Consider the following 16313-nt stretch of genomic DNA (forward strand, 5'->3'; position numbering starts at 1 on the left):
CCCGGGAGCAAGCCGCTGCCGGGGGCCCGTTCCGTGCGACCGGGGCCGTCACGGCGCCGGTCGGGCGGCTCAGACGGAGGCGGCGTCCAGCAGGGCGGTCTGCTCCGGGGTGAGCTCCAGGGCGACGCCGGCCAGCAGCGGAGGGAGCTGCTCGACGGTGCGGGCGCTGGCGATCGGGGCGGCGACCGTCGGGCGGGCGGCGAGCCAGGCCAGGGCGACCGAGGCGGGCTCCACCCCCTGCTCGGCGGCGACGGTGTCCAGCGCCTCCAGCACCTTGGGCCCGCGCGGGTCGGCCAGGTAGCGGGCGGCGCCCTCGGCCCGGGCGCTGTCCACGGCGTCCGCGCCCGGGCGGTACTTGCCGGTCAGGAACCCGGAGGCCAGCGCGTAGTAGGGGACGGTGGCCAGGCCGTGCTCGGCGGCGGCGTCGGCCAGCGGGCCCTCGAACCTGCCGCGCTCGACCAGGTTGTAGTGCGGCTGGACGGCGACGTACTTCGTGAGGCCCTCGCGCTCGGCGAAGGACAGCGCCTCGGAGAGCCGCTCGGCGGAGACGTTGGAGGCGGCGACCGCCCGGACCTTGCCCTCGCGGACCAGCTCGTCCAGTGCGGTGACGAACTCCTCGACCGGGGTGTCGTCGTCCCGGTGGGTGTAGTAGAGGTCGATCCGCTCGATGCCCAGGCGGCGCAGGGAGTCCTCGGCCGCGGCCTTGATGGTGGCGGCGCCCAGACCGTTGCGCTCGGCGAGCATGCCGACCTTGGTGGCGACCACCATGGAGTCGCGGTTGCCGCGGCTGCGCAGCCAGTTGCCGATGACGGTCTCGGACTCGCCGCCGCTGTTGCCCGGGAGCCAGGAGGAGTAGACGTCCGCGGTGTCGAGGAAGTTGCCGCCGGCCGCCGCGTAGGCGTCCAGGACGGCGAACGACTGCCGTTCGTCGGCCGTCCAGCCGAAGACGTTGCCGCCGAGGGCGAGCGGGAAGACGGACAGGTCGGAGGTGCCGAGGCTCACCCGGCTGTGGTTTCCGGTCATGGTCCCAGTCAACCCGACTGCGGGACGGGGCATTCCGGGGGCCGGGAGGTCTTCATGGGGTCGTCGTACCGCCGTCGCACGTGGGGGTGGTGTGTTCCTCGCGACGGGGGTCCGGGGTGTGCCCGAGGTGGGCCGATTCGTTAGAGTCCCTGCCATGGCTGACAACGACTACGACCCCGCCGGCAGCACCCAGATGTTCCGGGCGTTCGTCGACGAGACCCCCGCGCCCCAGGCCCCGGGCAACGTTTCCACCTACGGCAGCAGCAAGAGCGGCAGCCGCACCGGCGTGATCGCGCTGATCGCCGTCGTCGCACTGGTCGTCCTGGGCGGCGTCGTCTGGCTGGCGGTCAAGTGACCCTCGCGCGGGTGGCCCTCGTCCGGGCCACCCGCGCGACGGGAGTGGAACACCTCAGCAGGGCTTGCGCCAGGCGTTCAGTTCCAGCTTCTTGCGCATCGAACTGAAGCCCAGCGACTTGGCCTTGCCGCAGAACTGGTCCGTGTCGAGCTTGTACTCGACGTGGAACACGGCCTTGCCCGCCTTGACGAAGGGCGCGACCCGGTCGCACTCGTCGAACTGCGCGCACTCCTCGTTGACCGCGAAGTCGAAGTCCCCGAGCAGCGCCGGGATCTGGTCCAGGTCGTTCTTCAGACCGATGGCCAGGCCGCGTTCGTGGGCGAGCTGTGCCAGCATCCGGTTGTACCTGAGCTGGTCGTCCGCGGTCAGCGGGAAGCCGCTGTTCTGGTTGTAGGCCTCGATGGTGTCCGGTTCGACGGCGTCGAAGCCCTTGCTCCGGCACATGTCGAAGCGGGCGGCCATCAGCGGCCGCAGCTGGTCGAGCTTGCGGATGTCGAACCACTTCTCGCCCTTCCAGCCGGTGTCCGAGCCCTGGAGGGACTTGGCGAAGGCGGCGGAGTCGGGGCGGAAGTCCTCCCAGGAGCCGGCGTTGATGTAGCAGATCACCTTGCGGCCCTTGGCGTGCAGCGCGGCCACCACCGAGGCGTCGTTCTCGAAGCCGTCGATGTCGTAGACCGGGACGTCCACCGACTGGTCCACGCCGCCGCCGAGCTGCCACTGCCAGGCCAGGCCCGGGGTGGGCTGCCAGCGGGCGCCGGCCGGCGGCGGTGCCGGGTTGCCCGGCGGGGTGCCGGTGCCCGGCGGGGTGGCGGGCGGCGGGCCGCCGCCGGGGGTGCCCGGGGCCGGGGCCGTGGTGCCCGGGGTGGTGGGTGCGGGGGCCGGGGTGTCCGGGGCCGCGGTGGTCGGGTCGGGGGTGCCGGGGGTGCTCGGCGCGGTGGCCGCGGGGGAGGCGCTCGGGGTGCCGTCGGCCTGGTCCTGGTCGTCCTCCGATCCCGAGCTGCTGCACGAACTGACCAGCAGGGCGGTGGCGGTGGCGAGGGCCAGGGCGGCCGGTAGTAGCCGGTTGCGGCTGTTCACGGTAGTCGGACTCCGGATCGGGTCAGGTCAGTTCAGCGGCGTTCAGGCCGTACGGCAGGGTGCGCCAGGGGTTCTCCCCGGCTCCCGGTACGGCGCAGCCGACGCCGGCTCGCCGGGCGGCGATCAGGGCGGCGGCGTCCTGGGCGTGCTCGGTGGGGACGTCGTAGACCAGGTGGCAGAAGCGGGAGGCCGCGTGCCGGCCGGTCCACAGCGGCAGTGTCATGGCGCGGTAGGCGTCCCAGTCGCCCTCGAAGGTGACCAGCAGGTCGGCCAGGCCGACCTCGGCGTAGCCCGGGTCCGGGTGCTCGCCGTGGCCGAACACCACGGTGCCGCAGCCGGCCGCGCGGGCGGCCGTGGCCAGCCGCCGGTAGTGCGCCAGCGCGCCCGGGTGGGTGGTGACCTGGTCGAGGTAGACGCCGGTGATGCCGTGTCGCTGACGGTACGTCAGGATGTCGGCCACCACGGCCGCGTGCGGTCGGCGGCCGTAGTCGGTGTCGGTGTAGCCGACCAACGGCAGCCCGGCGGCGCGGAGTTCGTCGGCGGCCTCGGTGAAGACGTGGTCGGGGACCTCCCCCGGGCCGTCGGCGAGGTTGAGCACGACGGCGGCGATCCGGGCGGGGTCGGCGGCGGCGACCGCCTGCCAGGCCGCCGGGTCCACCGCGGGGTGGACGTACAGCGGCACCAGCAGGCGGCCGTCGGGGGTCTGCCCGGCGATCATGCGACCACCGGGTCGGGGGTGGGCCCGGCGGTGCCGAGCCACAGGTCGCGCAGGGTGTCGACGAGGTCCGTCTCCGGTCGCCAGCCGAGCTCCCGGGCGGCGGCCGACACGTCGGCCTGCTGCCAGGAGACCGCGGCCGAGCGCTCGGAGCCCGCCCCGCTCTCGTCGATCCGGCCGGTGAAGCCGGCCGCGGCGACCAACCCGTCGGCGATCGCCCGGACCTGCCGGGCGTGCCCGGAGGCCAGGTTGAGCACCCGGGGGAGCGGACGGTCGGCGGTGACGGCCAGGCCGACCGCCTTCGCCACGTCCCGGGCGTCGACGAAGTCACGGTAGGCCGAGAGGTCGCCGACCGTGATCACGCCGTCGGCGCCCTCGGGCGCCACCCGGCGCAGCTCGCCGGCCAGCCGGCCGGGCAACGAGCCCGCCGGGGCACCGGGGCCGACCGGGTTGAACACCCGCAGCACCACGGCGTCCAGCGGCGAGCCGGCCACCGCGAGGGAGCCGGCCAGCTTGGTCGCGCCGTACACGCCGACCGGGCGGGCGTCGGCGTCCTCGGCCAGGGATTCGCCCTGTCCGCAGACGCCGTACTCGCCGGCCGAACCGATGTGCACCAGACGGGCCTTCGGGGCGCCGAGGGAGAGCGCCTCGCAGAGCACCGCCGGGCCGCGGGCGTTCACCTCGGCGAGCTTGACCGCGCTGCCGGCCACCGCGCCGGCGAAGTTGACCACCGCGTCCGGGGCCAGCGCGGACAGTTCCTCGCCGAGCGGGCCGGCCTGGGCGGTGGCCAGGTCCAGCCGGAGGTCGTGGGCGGGCCGCCGGCCCGCGGTCAGCACGGTGGCACCGGGCAGTGACCGCAGGACGGCGGTGGCGTGACGGCCGAGGAAGCCGTCGCCGCCGAGGAGCAGGATTCTCACGCGGCCCGTCCGTCGCTCTCCACGCCCGCGGTGGCGGGCTCGGCGGGCTGGTCGTCCGGGGCGGTGCGGGCGGCCGGGATCGGCAGCTCCGCGACGGCCGGTGTGGTGCCGGTCGACTCGAAGGGCATCAGGACCGGGCGGATGGTGGAGAACTCGGCGTTGGCCCGGTCGTAGTCGTCGGGCCGGCCGATGTCCAGCCAGTAGCCGCCGAACTCGTAGGCGGAGGGCGGGGTGCCGGCGGCCAGCAGGTCCAGCACCAGCTCGTCGAAGCCCAGTGGCAGGCCGGGGGTGTACTTGGCGAGCGCCGAGCGGGAGACGCCGTACACGCCCATCGAGACGCGGTAGTCGATGCTGGGCTTCTCCTGGAAGCCGGTGATGGTGCCCTCGGAGGCGGTCAGCACGCCGAAGTCGATCTTGACCTGGCGGGCGTAGGTGGCGATGGTCAGCGGCGCGCCGGACGCCTCGTGGTGCTTGAGCACCCCGGCGAAGTCCAGGTCGGTCAGGATGTCGCCGTTCATCACCAGGAAGTGCTCGGGCAGGCGCTCCTGCATCGTGAGCAGCGGGCCCATGGTGCCCAGCGGACTGTCCTCCACGGCGTAGCCGACCCGGAGACCCCACTGGGAGCCGTTGCCGACGTAGGCGCGGATGATGTGGCCGAGGTGGCCGATGGCAAGGGTGACGCTCTGGAAGCCCGCGGCGGCGAGCTGGCGCATCACGATCTCCAGGATCGCGTGCTGGTCGCCGATCGGAACGAGCGGCTTGGGAAGCGCGGTGGTGTACGGGCGGAGACGGACGCCCTTACCGCCGGCCAGGATCACTGCGTGCATGGTGATTCCCCCACGGAAAGGATGTGCAGGACACGAACCTTGAGTACCAGGACGAGCAAGATCGGGTGCGGCGGGTCAGACGTTGTAGATGTCGGTCTTGTAGCGGGCCAGGTTGGCCGGGTCGCGGAAGAACTCGATGGTCTGCTCCAGGCCCTGCTCCAGGCTGAAGGCCGGGGCCCAGCCGGTGGCCTCGCGCAGCCGGGTCGCGTCCGCGACCAGGCGCATGACCTCGGAGTTGGTCGGACGGATGCGCTGCTCGTCCTCCTTCACCAACAGGTCCACGCCCATCAGCTTGCCGACCAGGGTGACCAGGTCGCCGACCGAGATCTCGCCGCCGGTGCCGGCGTTGAAGGTCCGGCCGACCACCGCGTCGGCGGGCGCGGTGCCCACCGTGCGGAAGGCGTTGGCGGTGTCCTTGACGAACATGAAGTCGCGGGTCGGGCGGAGGTCGCCGAGGGTGATCTCGGTCTGGCCGGCCGCGACCTGGGCGATCACGGTCGGGATGACGGCGCGCATCGACTGGCGCGGGCCGAAGGTGTTGAACGGGCGCAGGGTGACGACCGGGGTCTCGAAGCTGGCGTGGTAGCTGTCGGCCAGCCGGTCCCCGCCCGCCTTGGAGGCGGCGTACGGGGACTGGGTGTTGATCGGGTGGTCCTCGGTGATCGGCACGGTCTGCGCGGTGCCGTAGGTCTCGCTGGTGGAGGTGTGCACCAGGCGGGGGATCTCCAGGTGCCGCACCGCCTCCAGCACGTTCAGGGTGCCGGTGACGTTGGTGTCCACGTACGAGTGGGGGGCGCGGTAGGAGTACGGGATCGCGATCAGGGCGGCCAGGTGGTAGACCGCCTCGGTGCCCTTGACCAGGCCGTTGACCGAGCCCGGGTCCCGGACGTCGCCGAGGACGATCTCGACCGAGTCCAGCACCTCCTCGGACAGGGTCTCCAGCCAGCCGAAGGACGAGAAGGAGTTGTACTGGACCATCGCGCGGACGTGGTGCCCGTCGGCGACCAGGGTCTCGACGAGGTGGGAGCCGATGAAGCCCTCGGCTCCGGTAACCGCGACGCTGCTCATGCGGATTTTCGCTTTCTCGATCTGCCGGGGCGGCCGGTGTCTCTGCGGTGACCGGCCGCCGTTGGCCCGATGGGTGTCTCAGGTGGAGCGGGTACGGCGGTGCACGCGAAAGGAGGCGTGCGGGATATTCGATGTGTACAGCGGTGCTGGATGGTGCGTGTTCAGCGGTGCTGGGTGGTGCGGCCGAGCGCGGGCCCGGCCAGTGCGGTGAGGACGACGGCGGCCGACCCGCAGCCGAACAGCTGCAGGACGATCGGGTCCGCACCTGCCAGCAGCCCGGCGCTCTCGGCGACCGCGGCGGCCAGACAGACGAGGGCGGTGCTCCAGCTGAACCCGAAGGCGTTCAGCAGCAGCGCCAGCCAGAGCGAGCCGCCGAGGAGCAGCATCGCGCCGAGCTGCGGCACACCGAGCGCGGGGGCGCCGGGCCACAGCAGGGTCGCGGCGGCGTCCAGCGCGGCCACGGTGGTGAGGTAGATGAACAGGCAGCCGAGCAGGATCGCGCCGGTGCGGCGGGAGAACTGGCCGCTGGTGTGGCTGGTGCGCAGCGCGGCCACCGCCAGCGCCCGGTAGCGGAAGAGCAGCCACTCGGCGAGGCCCAGGCTGAGCGTCAGCGCGATCATGGCCGGCCCGGTCGGGGTGGTCGACGTCGTCTGCGCGGGGTGCCCGCCGGTCTGCACGGCCTCGTGGATGGTCCCGCCGAGGCCGGCGATCAGCGTGAGCGCGCCGCAGGCCAGACCGAACAGCAGGTGCGGGACCTCCTGGCGGACCGGCAGCTTCAGCTCGACGGACTCCCGTTCGCCGCCGCGGATGCAGACCAGCAGCTCCCGGACGGCCAGTCCGACCGCCAGCGCCAGCGAGGCGAGCAGCACGATCGTGCGGACCAGCTGCGGGACGTCCGCGGCCAGCACCACGCCCGCGCCGACCGAGGCCGGGGCCAGCGCCAGCAGCAGGAACTTCTCCCGCCCGAGCACCAGCAGCACGGTGGCCGCGCCCAGGTAGCAGGACTGCCCGGCCGCGAAGCACAACGCCCCGAGCGGGCCGCCGACCACGTACGCGGCGGCGGCCGCGACCAGCGCGCCGACCGGAGCCCCGACGGCCAGGCAGAGCGCGGCCTCGCGGCGGCGCAGCCGGCCCAGCCAGCGGTAGGAGCGGTGCGCCAGCGCCTGGTTGAAACCCCAGCTGACCAGCGTGGCGACGGACAGCGCGAGCATGCCCGAGGGCAGACCGAAGCGCATCCGGGTGGTCGCGAACAGGTTGGCGCCGAGCAGGTAGCCGAGCCCGGGCAGGGCGAACACCAGGCCGCGCACCACGCAGCGCCAGGGGTCGGCCCGCCACGGGTTGGCGAACTCGGAGCTCGGGCCGGGGTAGCGGCGCTCGACCTTCTCGAACAGCTCCTCGGCGACGGTGAACGCGTCGGGGCGGCCGTACAGCAGGGCGGCCTGCTCGTCCGAGAGGCCGTCGGACTCCAGGAAGGCCGCGATCTCGTAGGGGTGGACGGCGTCGGCGCAGACGTCGCGCAGGCGCTCGGCGAGCTCGTCCAGCGGGTCCGCGGAGAGGTAGAGCGAGTCCTCCGGCTCCGGCTCCGGCTCCGGCAGGGCGGGGCGGCGGCGCTTGAGCGGCAGGGTGCGCAGCTGCATGGTGTGCTCGGGACCGGCCTCGTCCGGCACCAGGCGCAGGGGACCGCTCATGCCCCCACCTCGCCGTGCTCGGCGGCCGCTTCGCGGGACGCGCGCCTGTTCATGGTTCGCTCTCTGCGCTCGCTCACGCCCCCACCTCGCTCGGCTCGGGGCGGGCGGCGGCCAGCTGCTGGTCCCAGTCGGGGCTGGGGACCCGGTCGGCCACGGCGACGACGCCGCCGGGCATCCAGCGGGCGGTGCCCAGGAGTTCGGTGTAGATGCCGCGGAAGCCGTCGATGTTCTGGCGGAGGGTGAACTGCTCGATCACCCGCAGCCGGGCGCCCTCGCCGAGCCGGGCGCGCCGTTCGGCGTCGCGCAGCAGCTCGATCGCGGCGGCCGCCATCGGCTCGGGTTCGCGCGGCGGGACGACCAGTCCGGTGTCGCCGACGGCCTCGCGCACGCCGCCGACGTCGGTGGAGACGGTCGCGCGGCCGCAGGACATCGCCTCGATCAGGGTGAACGGGAAGCCCTCGCTGATGCTGGACAGCATGACCACGTTGCCCGCCGCGTACGCGTCGGTGATGTCGGCGACGCGGCCCTCGAAGGCCACCGACTCGGCTATGCCGAGCTCGGCGGCCAGGGCTATGCAGCCGTCCCGGTACGCCTCGCCGCCCTTGGGAGTGCCGCCGAAGAGCCGCAGCCGCGCTTCGGGGATCTCCTTCCGGACGATGGCGAAGGCCCGGATCAGGGTCTCCAGGTCCTTGATCGGGTCGACCCGGCCGGCCCAGCTGAGGGTCGGCGTCTCGGGTTCGGGGCCGGCGGGCGGGAAGGCCGCCGGGTCCACCCCGTTGTAGACGGTGCGGATGTGCGAGGACGGCGTGCCGCCGCGCTCCTCCCAGCGCCGGTTGTACCGGTTGCCGGGGGTGACCAGGGCGGCCTGCCGGTAGCTCTCCTCGGCGAGCATCCGGTAGAAGCCGAGCAGCAGCGCCTTGACCGGCCAGCGGTAGGGGCCCGTGCGGTAGCCGAGGTAGCGCTCGCGCAGGTAGATGCCGTGCTCGGTCAGCAGAAACGGTACGCCGTACTGCTGGGCGGCGATCAGCCCCGGCAGGGTGGCGAGCCCGCCGCTGGCCGCGTGCGCGACGCCGTCCTTGGGCGGCTCGACCGAGAGCGGCCGCAGGGCGTGCTCCAGCAGGTCGGTGGCGTTCAGGGCGTCGTGCAGGGTGGGCCGCGAGACCGCGGTCGGCAGGTAGTCGCGGGTCCAGACGTGCTGGAGGGTGCGCAGCGCCCGCTCGCTGCGCAGCGCCGGGCTGAGCACCCCGTGCCGGGCGAGGTCGGCGAAGTTGTACAGCTCGGTGCCGAAGTGGGTGGTGTAGACCGGGTCGAGGATGGAGTGCAGGAAGCGCTCGTACGCGTTGAGGAAACGCCGCATCTCCTTGCCGCGGGGCGGACGGCCCTCCGAGGCCGGTCCCCACAGCGGGGCGGTGGTGACCGACCGCACGTTGGCGGGCAGCTCCCAGGCCAGTGGTTCGTGCCCGGTTCCGGTGACGGCGATGACGTCGAACTCGACGTCCGGCATGCCCTGGACGAGCTGGTCGCACCAGACGCTCACGCCGCCGTGCTGGTGCGGATACGTCCCCTCGGTGAGCAGGGTGACGCGCATTCCTGTCCCCCCTCCTGTTCTTGCGTCGGTTCCGGCCTGGATGACCGGAACGGGAGCCGTGGCGGGGCCGGGCCGGGCGACCGGCCCGACCCCGCCGGCGGCGGTGGTACCGGTTACCGGTTGCCGGAGCGTCCGGTGGTGCTGCTCGGCGTGGCCGTCCCCCCAGAGGCCTTGCCGTTCTTCTTCGCGGCCGTGTCGCCCTGGTGGCCGTCGCCGCCCCGACCGATGTTGCCAGCGGCGACATCCTTGCCGGGCACCGGGGTTCCACTACCCGGGACCAGGGACGGAGCGGGCTTGCGGGTGGTGTCGCTCGGGCCCACCGGGACCGGGGTGGCGACACCCTGCGGCACGACCTTCTTGTCCGCCGGCGCGGGCGCCGGGACGGACTTGGCCGCGACGCTCGGCGCGACGGCGGCCGGGGCGGCCGGCGCGGACGGCAGCTGCAGGGTGACGCTGCTCTGCAGCGCGCCCGGGGACACCCAACCCGAGAGGCTACCGGCGTAGGACGAACCGAACCCGCCCGTTCCGATGGCCAGCTTCTGAGCAGTTCCGGTCGGCATGGTGGCCTGGATCTGAACGCCGGCCGGCGCGTTGACGGTGACGGTGCCGCCGATCCGGTAGGCGGTGACCTGGCCGGAGGCGAGGGCGTTGTTCCAGGCCGCGCGGCGCTGGAACTCCTGGCCGATCTCGCGCTGGCTCAGGTTCACGATCGGGGCGCTGTCCGCGTGCAGCGAGCGGTAGGTGCCGAGGATCTTCTCCAGCACCGGGTACAGGATGCGGTCCTCGGACAGGTTCGACTGGTGCACGAAGTGCGGGCGCGGGTCGTTGTTCAGCACGTGGCCGAGGTCGATCCGGGCCTCCAGCGGCACGATGTACGACTGGTAGCCGGTGTTGACGTCCAGCGGCTGGGACAGGCAGGTGGAGTTGGCGTTGTTCTCACAGACGCCGCTGCCGCCGTTGGCCTTGCTGGTGTAGATCCAGTTGTACTCGTCGGCCTCCTCCTTCGCCGTGCCGGCGTTGTAGAAGACGTTCATCGGGTACCGCGGCACGGTCAGCACGGACGAGCCGACGGCGCGCTGGCCGGTCTCCCGGGAGGCGTCGCTGGCGGTGAACTTGATGCCGTTGGCGACCAGCGCCGGCGCCAGGTTCGGGTTGTCGCTCGTCTCCTGCGGCGCGGTCAGCAGCCCGGAGTGCTCACCGGTGACCAGGGTCTGCGGGTCGACCTGGAGGCCGTTCGCGGCGGCCCAGTCGAAGTTGTTCTTGATCTGGCCGGAGATGGTGCTCTGGTCGACCCAGACGGTGGCGCCCGCGGTGTTCTTGGTGCAGACCCACGGCACCACGGTGACGTTCTGCTCGCAGCCCAGGTACGGGTGGGTGTAGGTGTGGTTGACCCACCGGTAGCTGGTCTGGTCGGCGATCATCTGGTTCGCCGTCGGGTCCACCGTGGTCTGGTGGTCGGCCTTCCAGTCCTCGCTGCCGCCACCGTTGAACACCATGTCCAGGGTGAAGTTGTTGGCGGTCTGCCACTGCTTGAGGTGGTTGGCGTCGTCGACCGTCATCCGGATCGGGCTGGCGGTGTCCGGGGTGCCGGGCGGGCAGGTGACGTCGCCGGGGGTGCACTTGAGCACGGTGTCCCAGCGGTCGTCGGCCAGGAAGACGTCGTCCACGTGGGTGGCGAAGTAGTTGCGGTCGTAGCCGAGGTGGACGCCCTGGGTGAGCCAGTCGACCATGCCGCGGGCCAGCAGGCGGTACTGCTGCTGGTACTGGTTGTAGACGAACGTGACGACCAGTTCCTTGCGGCCGTCGTGGGTGTACTCGCCGACCAGGGAACCACGGGCGGTCGTGCTGGGTATCGGCGCGTCGACCAGCGGAACGAACGAGGCGCCGGCCGGCAGGCTGGCGAGCGGAGTGGCCAGGTAGCCGTAGCTCTCGCTGACGTTCGGGTCGTTGTCCTCGAACGGGACGCTGCCCTTGAGGTACCCGAACGGGCCCGAAGTTCCGGCCGCGGTGGTGGCGCCCTGGAATCCGTCGAGAGTGCCCACGAATCCGGGATTCTGGGCGTAGTTCAGGCCGACTCCGGGGTTGGCCCACGTGTAGGCGTCGATCTGGCGGACGCTGAATGCGGCTTCGTACGTCGCGATCGCCGTCATCTCGGCGGCACTGTTGGGGAAGGGGTTTTCGTTGGGCAGCACGATGCCCTGGAACTTCCCCCGGGGCAGGCCGTTCACCGTGTCGCTCAGGAAAGCCGAGTTGATGACGGGGCGGTTGGGGTCGTTGAGGCTGACGACCTTGTAGGGCGTGCCCTGGCTCTTCAGCTCGGCGGTGATGGCAGCGACGGACGGGCCTCCGTCGTCGACGACCAGGACGGTGAGGTCGATCCTGGGCGGCGTGGTGTCGGCGTGGGCCAGGGTGGTCTGCAAGCCGCTGGCCAGCAGGACTGCCGCCGCGCACGCGGCGACTCTTCGGGTCGCTCGACCCATGGTGATCCTCCCCTTGGTGCAGACGTCGCGCTGCTCGGCGCTCGCCTGCCGTGTAGCTGTTCGCGGGCAGCAGGCTGCCCGGGCCCATCCTGGTCGAGGGACGCCGGTGCGGGGGACCAATTGGGCGAGAGTGCAGCGAACCTGTTACCAACGTTCATGGTGAGGCCATGAAGGCGCTGATTGTGACCGGAACCGTACCGGCGGCGCAAATAATGAATTGAAAATGAAAAACCGGAAGCTGAGTGCTACGCGCGGTTACCGACGGTGGGGCCCAGTGGGGCGGGCGGGACACCTGCACTGTCGCCGTTGCGCATGACACTCTTGCACATCTCGCCGCCCCGTTGGGCAGGTTCATGCAATATCGGGCGCCGCTGTGCCATGTGACAGTCCGAATATGCAATGGAGGTGCTCACGTGGTCGATCAGCATAGCGAGTCCGGGGGATTCCCGAGCGTACGGAATGCGTCACCGGAGCCACGCGGAACGCCGCTGGTCGGACGTGGCCTCGGATTGCGCGGCGCGCCGAATGCCCGGGATCCGGTCGGGCGCCGGGCAGTTGACGGGCGGATTTTCCGGCGCGGGGTGGCCCTGCGCGGTGATGGCCTGAACCATGTCACCGCCGCCGCCGCCGCCGACGACGACGTCGGACGGCTCGGCGCGCTCGGCCTGCGCGGCGCGGTGGACCCGCGGAGCACGGGCGAGGTCCGCGCGACAGGTCCGGACGCGCGCTCGACTGCGTGATACTTCATCATGTACCGCTGCTGGCGGCGGAGTTCGACATGTTCTCTCGGCTGGTCCGCCACGTGCCGGCCGATCCCGGGCCGGGGCGCCGGTGCGGAGCCGCCCGGCGGCGGCCGGGCCGTCGGGCCGATGGCCCGGCCTCTACGGATGGTCCGTCACGGATCCGAGCGCGCCGGATGTTTCCGCGCGTCTGATGAGGCGCCTGGCAGGCCGTCAGGAGTCGTCGCCGCTGTTCCACCACTCGACGGCGGGGATTGCACGGCCGGGCCGCCGCACTGCTGCCGGCCGCCCTCGGGGTGGACGACGAGGTGCGGGCCGGGGTGCGCGCCAACCTGCCGGACGACCCGGGGGCGGTCACGGAGGGCGACAGGGAGCCGGGCGGGGAGCCGGGCGGGGAGCCGGGCTGGGGGCCGGGCACGGAGGCCGGGCACGGAGGCCCGGCCCCCCGGAGGGAGGTTCAGCCCTCGTTGATCAGCCCCTCGCGCAGCTGGGTGAGCGTCCGGGTGAGCAGCCGGGAGACGTGCATCTGGGAGATCCCGATCTCCTCGCCGATCTGCGACTGGGTCAGGTTCCCGAAGAACCGCAGCATGATGATCCGGCGCTCGCGCGGCGGCAGCTTGGCCAGCAGCGGCTTGAGCGACTCCCGGTACTCGACGCCCTCGAGCGCGAGGTCCTCGTAGCCGAGCCGGTCGGCCAGCGGGCCGTCGCTGTCCTCCTCGCCGGTGCTGGAGTCGAGCGAGCTGGCGGTGTACGCGTTGCCGACCGCGAGGCCCTCGACCACGTCCTCCTCGCTGACCCCCAGGCAGGCCGCCAGCTCGGCGACGGTGGGGGAGCGGTCCAGGCGCTGGGAGAGCTCGTCGCCGGCCTTGGTGAGCGCCAGCCGCAGCTCCTGGAGCCGGCGCGGAACCCGGACCGACCAGCTGGTGTCCCGGAAGAAGCGCTTGATCTCGCCGACCACGGTGGGCATCGCGAAGGTGGGGAACTCCACCCCGCGCTCCGGGTCGAACCGGTCGATCGCCTTGATCAGGCCGATGGTGCCGACCTGGACGATGTCCTCCATCGGCTCGTTGCGGCTGCGGAAGCGCGCCGAGGCGTACCGGACCAGCGGCAGGTTGAGCTCGATCAGGGTGTCGCGGACGTAGGTGTGCTCGGTGCTCCCCGGGTCCAGCGCGGCCAGCCGCAGGAACAGCGAGCGGGAGAGCGTCCGGGTGTCCAGCCCGGAGCCGGGCGGCGCGTCCGTTCCCGTGTCGGGGCCGGGCGGCCGGACAGGTTCGGCCCGCTGCCGCGGGACCAGGTCCTCGACGACGGCCGTGCCGTTGGCCTGGCCAGCGTGGATCTCCGCAGTGCCCAGCTCTCCGGACATGCACCCACCCCCTTGTGACTGTCAGTTGAACGGGGGCCGTCGCGCGGTGGTTCCCGGCGAGGGCCTTCCCCCTCCATACCGGAACACGGTCCACGGCAAACCCGAACGTCGCAAGATGTCACGCCGGGGTAACTGGCTGCAATCTCAGTCTTCCCAGGAGTTCCCGGTCCGAAGCCTGGTCAGGATCCGGGAGAGCAGCCGGGACACGTGCATCTGGGACATCCCCAGCTCGGTGCTGATCTGGGACTGGGTCAGGTTGGCGAAGAACCGCAGCATCACGATCCGCCGCTCCCGCTCGGGCAGCTGGACCAGCAGGTGGCGGACCATGTCCCGGTGCTCGACCTCGGCCAGCGCGGAGTCCTCGTAGCCGAGCCGGTCGAGCAGGGCGAGCCCGCCCTCGTGCTCCTGCGCGGCCTCCAGGGACGCCGCGTTGTACGCCCGCCCGGCGTCCAGGCAGGCCCGCACGTCCTCCTCGGGGATCCGCAGGCTGGCGGCGATCTCGGGCACCTTGGGCACCCGCCCGTGCAGCACCGTCAGCTCCTCCATCGCGCCGCTGACCTGGACCCACAGCTCCTGGAGCCGGCGCGGGACGTGCATGGTGCGGACGTTGTCCCGGAAGTAGCGCTTGATCTCGCCCAGGATGGTCGGCAGCGCGTAGGTCGGGAACTGGACGCCGCGGCCGGGGTCGAAGCGGTCGATCGCGTTGATCAGGCCGATGGTGCCGACCTGGACGACGTCCTCCATCGGCTCGCTGCGGCTGCGGAAGCGGGTCGCCGCGTAGCGGACCAGCGGGATGTTGACCTCGATCAGGGCGGCCCGGACCCGTTCCCGTTCGGGGGCGTCCGGGGGCAGCTCGGCGAGCCGCTCGAACAGCACCCGGGTCAGCGTCCGGACGTCCACGGCGGGGCGGCCGCCGGGGCCGCGCAGCCGGTCCGGGCGGAGCTCGCCGGCCGGGCTGGTGATCGCAGCCAGCACTTCGTCCACGGACACCTCACCCCTCCCAAAGTCGTCATCGGCGGGCCCTGCGGATCGGGTGTCGCGGCTGGCTCATCACCTCGCCATGTCCGGCAAAACCGGTCATAGCATCACAAGGTGGGCACAGGTCGGGCAAGCACCCGGCGGAGGTGTGTTGGTGGGCCGTTCAACCTTTCCCGGGCCGGCCGGCGAGGCGCCGCAAGGATCGTTCCGGGACGTAGCAGGGCGCCCCGTCCGGAGGCCGGACGGGGCGCCGCGGTCCGTCCGGGGGAAGGCCCGGTGCGGGCTCCGGACGGACGGGGTGGAACGGGGTGGGGCCGGACGGGTGCTCAGACCTCGACGTCGGCGATCACCCAGGTGGCGAACTCGCGCCAGAGGCCGGCCGCCGCCTGGTGGTCCGGGTGGGTCAGGTAGGCCTGGAGGGACTCGCGGTCCTCGACCAGGCTGTTGATCGCGTAGTCGTACGCGATGTCGCGTTCGGTGGTGTTCCAGCCGCACTCCCACTCGCGCAGCTCGGGGATCACCGCGCCGAGCGCGTCGAAGGCCTTGGCGCCGGCGAGCACGCGCTCTTCGTCCTTGCTGACGCCTTCGTTGAGCTTGAACAGGACCAGGTGGCGGATCACGATTGCCGCTCCTCGCGGACGGGGACAGAGGGTCCCGCTCACCGTAGCCGGTGCGTGCGGCCCGGTCGCGGCCCGTCCGTCACTCGATCAGACCATCGCTCGATCGGGCCGTCACTTGATCAGGCCGGTCATGAAGGTGCCGACCGCCTTGGCCGCGTTCGAGATCCCCTCGAACCCGAGCTGGACCAGCTCGGCGGAGCGGGAGGGCGAGGTGATGATCGAGTAGAGCACGAAGATGAACAGGAGGGCCATGCCGATCTTCTTCGCCTGCGCCATCGGGTGACCTTCCTCCCAGCCGTGGGCCGCCGTCATCCGGTCCCCGAGCGGCCTGCTGGGGGCAGCTTATCCACCCGGACGGGCTATCAAGTGTGCGACGCGTTCGGCCGGCGGGACGAAGGTCCCCGCGAGTGGGGCCTTTCTCCGGGTGCCGCGTCGCGGGCCGGGCGGCAGGATGGAGGACGTACCGAGGATCTGGCAGGAATCCCCGGTGCATGGATCCGGAGCTCCCCGCTGTGGGACCGGCCGTCGCGGCTTCCCCCCGACGCGGCGCCGGTTGTGGGACTCCGCCGGGGGAGCGGTCAGTCCCCCCGAGCCGCTCCCCCCTCCAGGCTCCGTACGGACCGGGCACCGGTGGTCATCGGCCCGGGGTACGGAGCCCTTTTTTGTGCCCGCCTCCGCACCGTCTCCGCACCGTTTCCGTGCCCGGCCCGGACGTGGCGGAGGGGGAAACGCCGAGGGCCCGTCCGGATCGGACGGGCCCTCGGGCTTTCGAGCGGTAGCGGTGGGATTCGAACCCACGGTGGAGTTGCCCCCACACACGCTTTCGAGGCGTGCTCCTTTGGCCGCTCGGACACGCTACCGAGAGGAACTCTAC

Annotated in this window: 14 protein-coding genes, 1 tRNA gene and 1 pseudogene; 2 read left to right on the plus strand and 14 right to left on the minus strand. The window is 72.2% G+C overall.

The features are described from left to right. Window positions 1–69: 69 nt before the first annotated feature. Window positions 70–1023 carry an aldo/keto reductase gene (locus ACWD4P_RS03165; protein WP_359820844.1) on the minus strand — a complete coding sequence of 318 codons (954 nt, stop codon included), beginning with the start codon at window positions 1021–1023 and terminating at the stop codon, window positions 70–72. A 154-nt stretch (window positions 1024–1177) separates the two neighbouring features. Between ACWD4P_RS03165 and ACWD4P_RS03170 the strand changes: the two genes are divergently transcribed. Continuing rightward, window positions 1178–1378, plus strand: a complete 201-nt coding sequence (locus tag ACWD4P_RS03170) for a hypothetical protein (RefSeq protein WP_449778385.1) — start codon at window positions 1178–1180, stop codon at window positions 1376–1378. A 54-nt stretch (window positions 1379–1432) separates the two neighbouring features. On the opposite strand, the gene ACWD4P_RS03175 is transcribed toward ACWD4P_RS03170, so the two are convergent. From ACWD4P_RS03175 to ACWD4P_RS03210, 8 genes and pseudogenes are all read right to left on the minus strand, one after another. Next, window positions 1433–2455 (minus strand): endo alpha-1,4 polygalactosaminidase, encoded by a 1023-nt coding sequence (locus tag ACWD4P_RS03175; protein ID WP_359820839.1) that lies wholly within the window; start codon window positions 2453–2455, stop codon window positions 1433–1435. Window positions 2456–2477: 22 nt separating this feature from the next. Beyond that, window positions 2478–3173 carry a spherulation-specific family 4 protein gene (locus ACWD4P_RS03180; RefSeq protein ID WP_359820837.1) on the minus strand — a complete coding sequence of 232 codons (696 nt, stop codon included), beginning with the start codon at window positions 3171–3173 and terminating at the stop codon, window positions 2478–2480. Continuing rightward, a complete protein-coding gene (locus ACWD4P_RS03185) occupies window positions 3170–4087 on the minus strand; it encodes an NAD-dependent epimerase/dehydratase family protein (protein WP_449778386.1) in 918 nt (305 codons plus the stop codon). The genes ACWD4P_RS03180 and ACWD4P_RS03185 overlap by 4 nt, the downstream gene beginning before the upstream one ends. A gap of 125 nt (window positions 4088–4212) precedes the next feature. Beyond that, window positions 4213–4914 (minus strand): annotated as a pseudogene (locus ACWD4P_RS03190) (nucleotidyltransferase family protein); the annotation flags it as partial. Window positions 4915–4989: 75 nt separating this feature from the next. After that, on the minus strand, window positions 4990–5982 hold the full coding sequence (locus ACWD4P_RS03195; protein ID WP_359820832.1) for an SDR family NAD(P)-dependent oxidoreductase: 993 nt from the start codon (window positions 5980–5982) through the stop codon (window positions 4990–4992). Window positions 5983–6143: 161 nt separating this feature from the next. Next, on the minus strand, window positions 6144–7670 hold the full coding sequence (locus ACWD4P_RS03200; protein ID WP_449778387.1) for a hypothetical protein: 1527 nt from the start codon (window positions 7668–7670) through the stop codon (window positions 6144–6146). Between the two features lie 73 nt (window positions 7671–7743). Then, the gene (gene pelF, locus ACWD4P_RS03205; protein ID WP_359820827.1) at window positions 7744–9258 is read right to left on the minus strand and encodes a GT4 family glycosyltransferase PelF; all 1515 of its coding nucleotides are present in this window, start codon (window positions 9256–9258) and stop codon (window positions 7744–7746) included. Window positions 9259–9371: 113 nt separating this feature from the next. Then, window positions 9372–11738, minus strand: a complete 2367-nt coding sequence (locus ACWD4P_RS03210) for a hypothetical protein (protein WP_359820824.1) — start codon at window positions 11736–11738, stop codon at window positions 9372–9374. A 413-nt stretch (window positions 11739–12151) separates the two neighbouring features. Here ACWD4P_RS03210 and ACWD4P_RS03215 point away from each other — a divergent pair, with 413 nt between their 5' ends. Continuing rightward, window positions 12152–12478, plus strand: a complete 327-nt coding sequence (locus tag ACWD4P_RS03215; RefSeq protein ID WP_449778388.1) for a tyrosine-protein phosphatase — start codon at window positions 12152–12154, stop codon at window positions 12476–12478. 457 nt (window positions 12479–12935) lie between these two features. Here ACWD4P_RS03215 and ACWD4P_RS03220 read toward each other — a convergent pair whose 3' ends face one another. The 5 genes from ACWD4P_RS03220 to ACWD4P_RS03240 form a co-directional block, all read right to left on the minus strand. Next, window positions 12936–13841 carry an RNA polymerase sigma factor SigF gene (locus tag ACWD4P_RS03220; protein ID WP_359820818.1) on the minus strand — a complete coding sequence of 302 codons (906 nt, stop codon included), beginning with the start codon at window positions 13839–13841 and terminating at the stop codon, window positions 12936–12938. A 144-nt stretch (window positions 13842–13985) separates the two neighbouring features. After that, complete coding sequence (locus ACWD4P_RS03225; protein WP_449778389.1) at window positions 13986–14831, minus strand: RNA polymerase sigma factor SigF; 846 nt, start codon at window positions 14829–14831, stop codon at window positions 13986–13988. A gap of 314 nt (window positions 14832–15145) precedes the next feature. Next, window positions 15146–15439, minus strand: a complete 294-nt coding sequence (locus ACWD4P_RS03230) for a Dabb family protein (RefSeq protein ID WP_359820815.1) — start codon at window positions 15437–15439, stop codon at window positions 15146–15148. Between the two features lie 111 nt (window positions 15440–15550). After that, entirely contained in the window at window positions 15551–15715 is a 165-nt protein-coding gene (locus ACWD4P_RS03235; protein WP_359820813.1) for a hypothetical protein, read from the minus strand. Between the two features lie 497 nt (window positions 15716–16212). Next, window positions 16213–16299 (minus strand) — tRNA-Ser (locus tag ACWD4P_RS03240). Window positions 16300–16313 lie beyond the last annotated feature (14 nt).

It is taken from the genome of Kitasatospora sp. NPDC002543 (genome assembly GCF_053594915.1).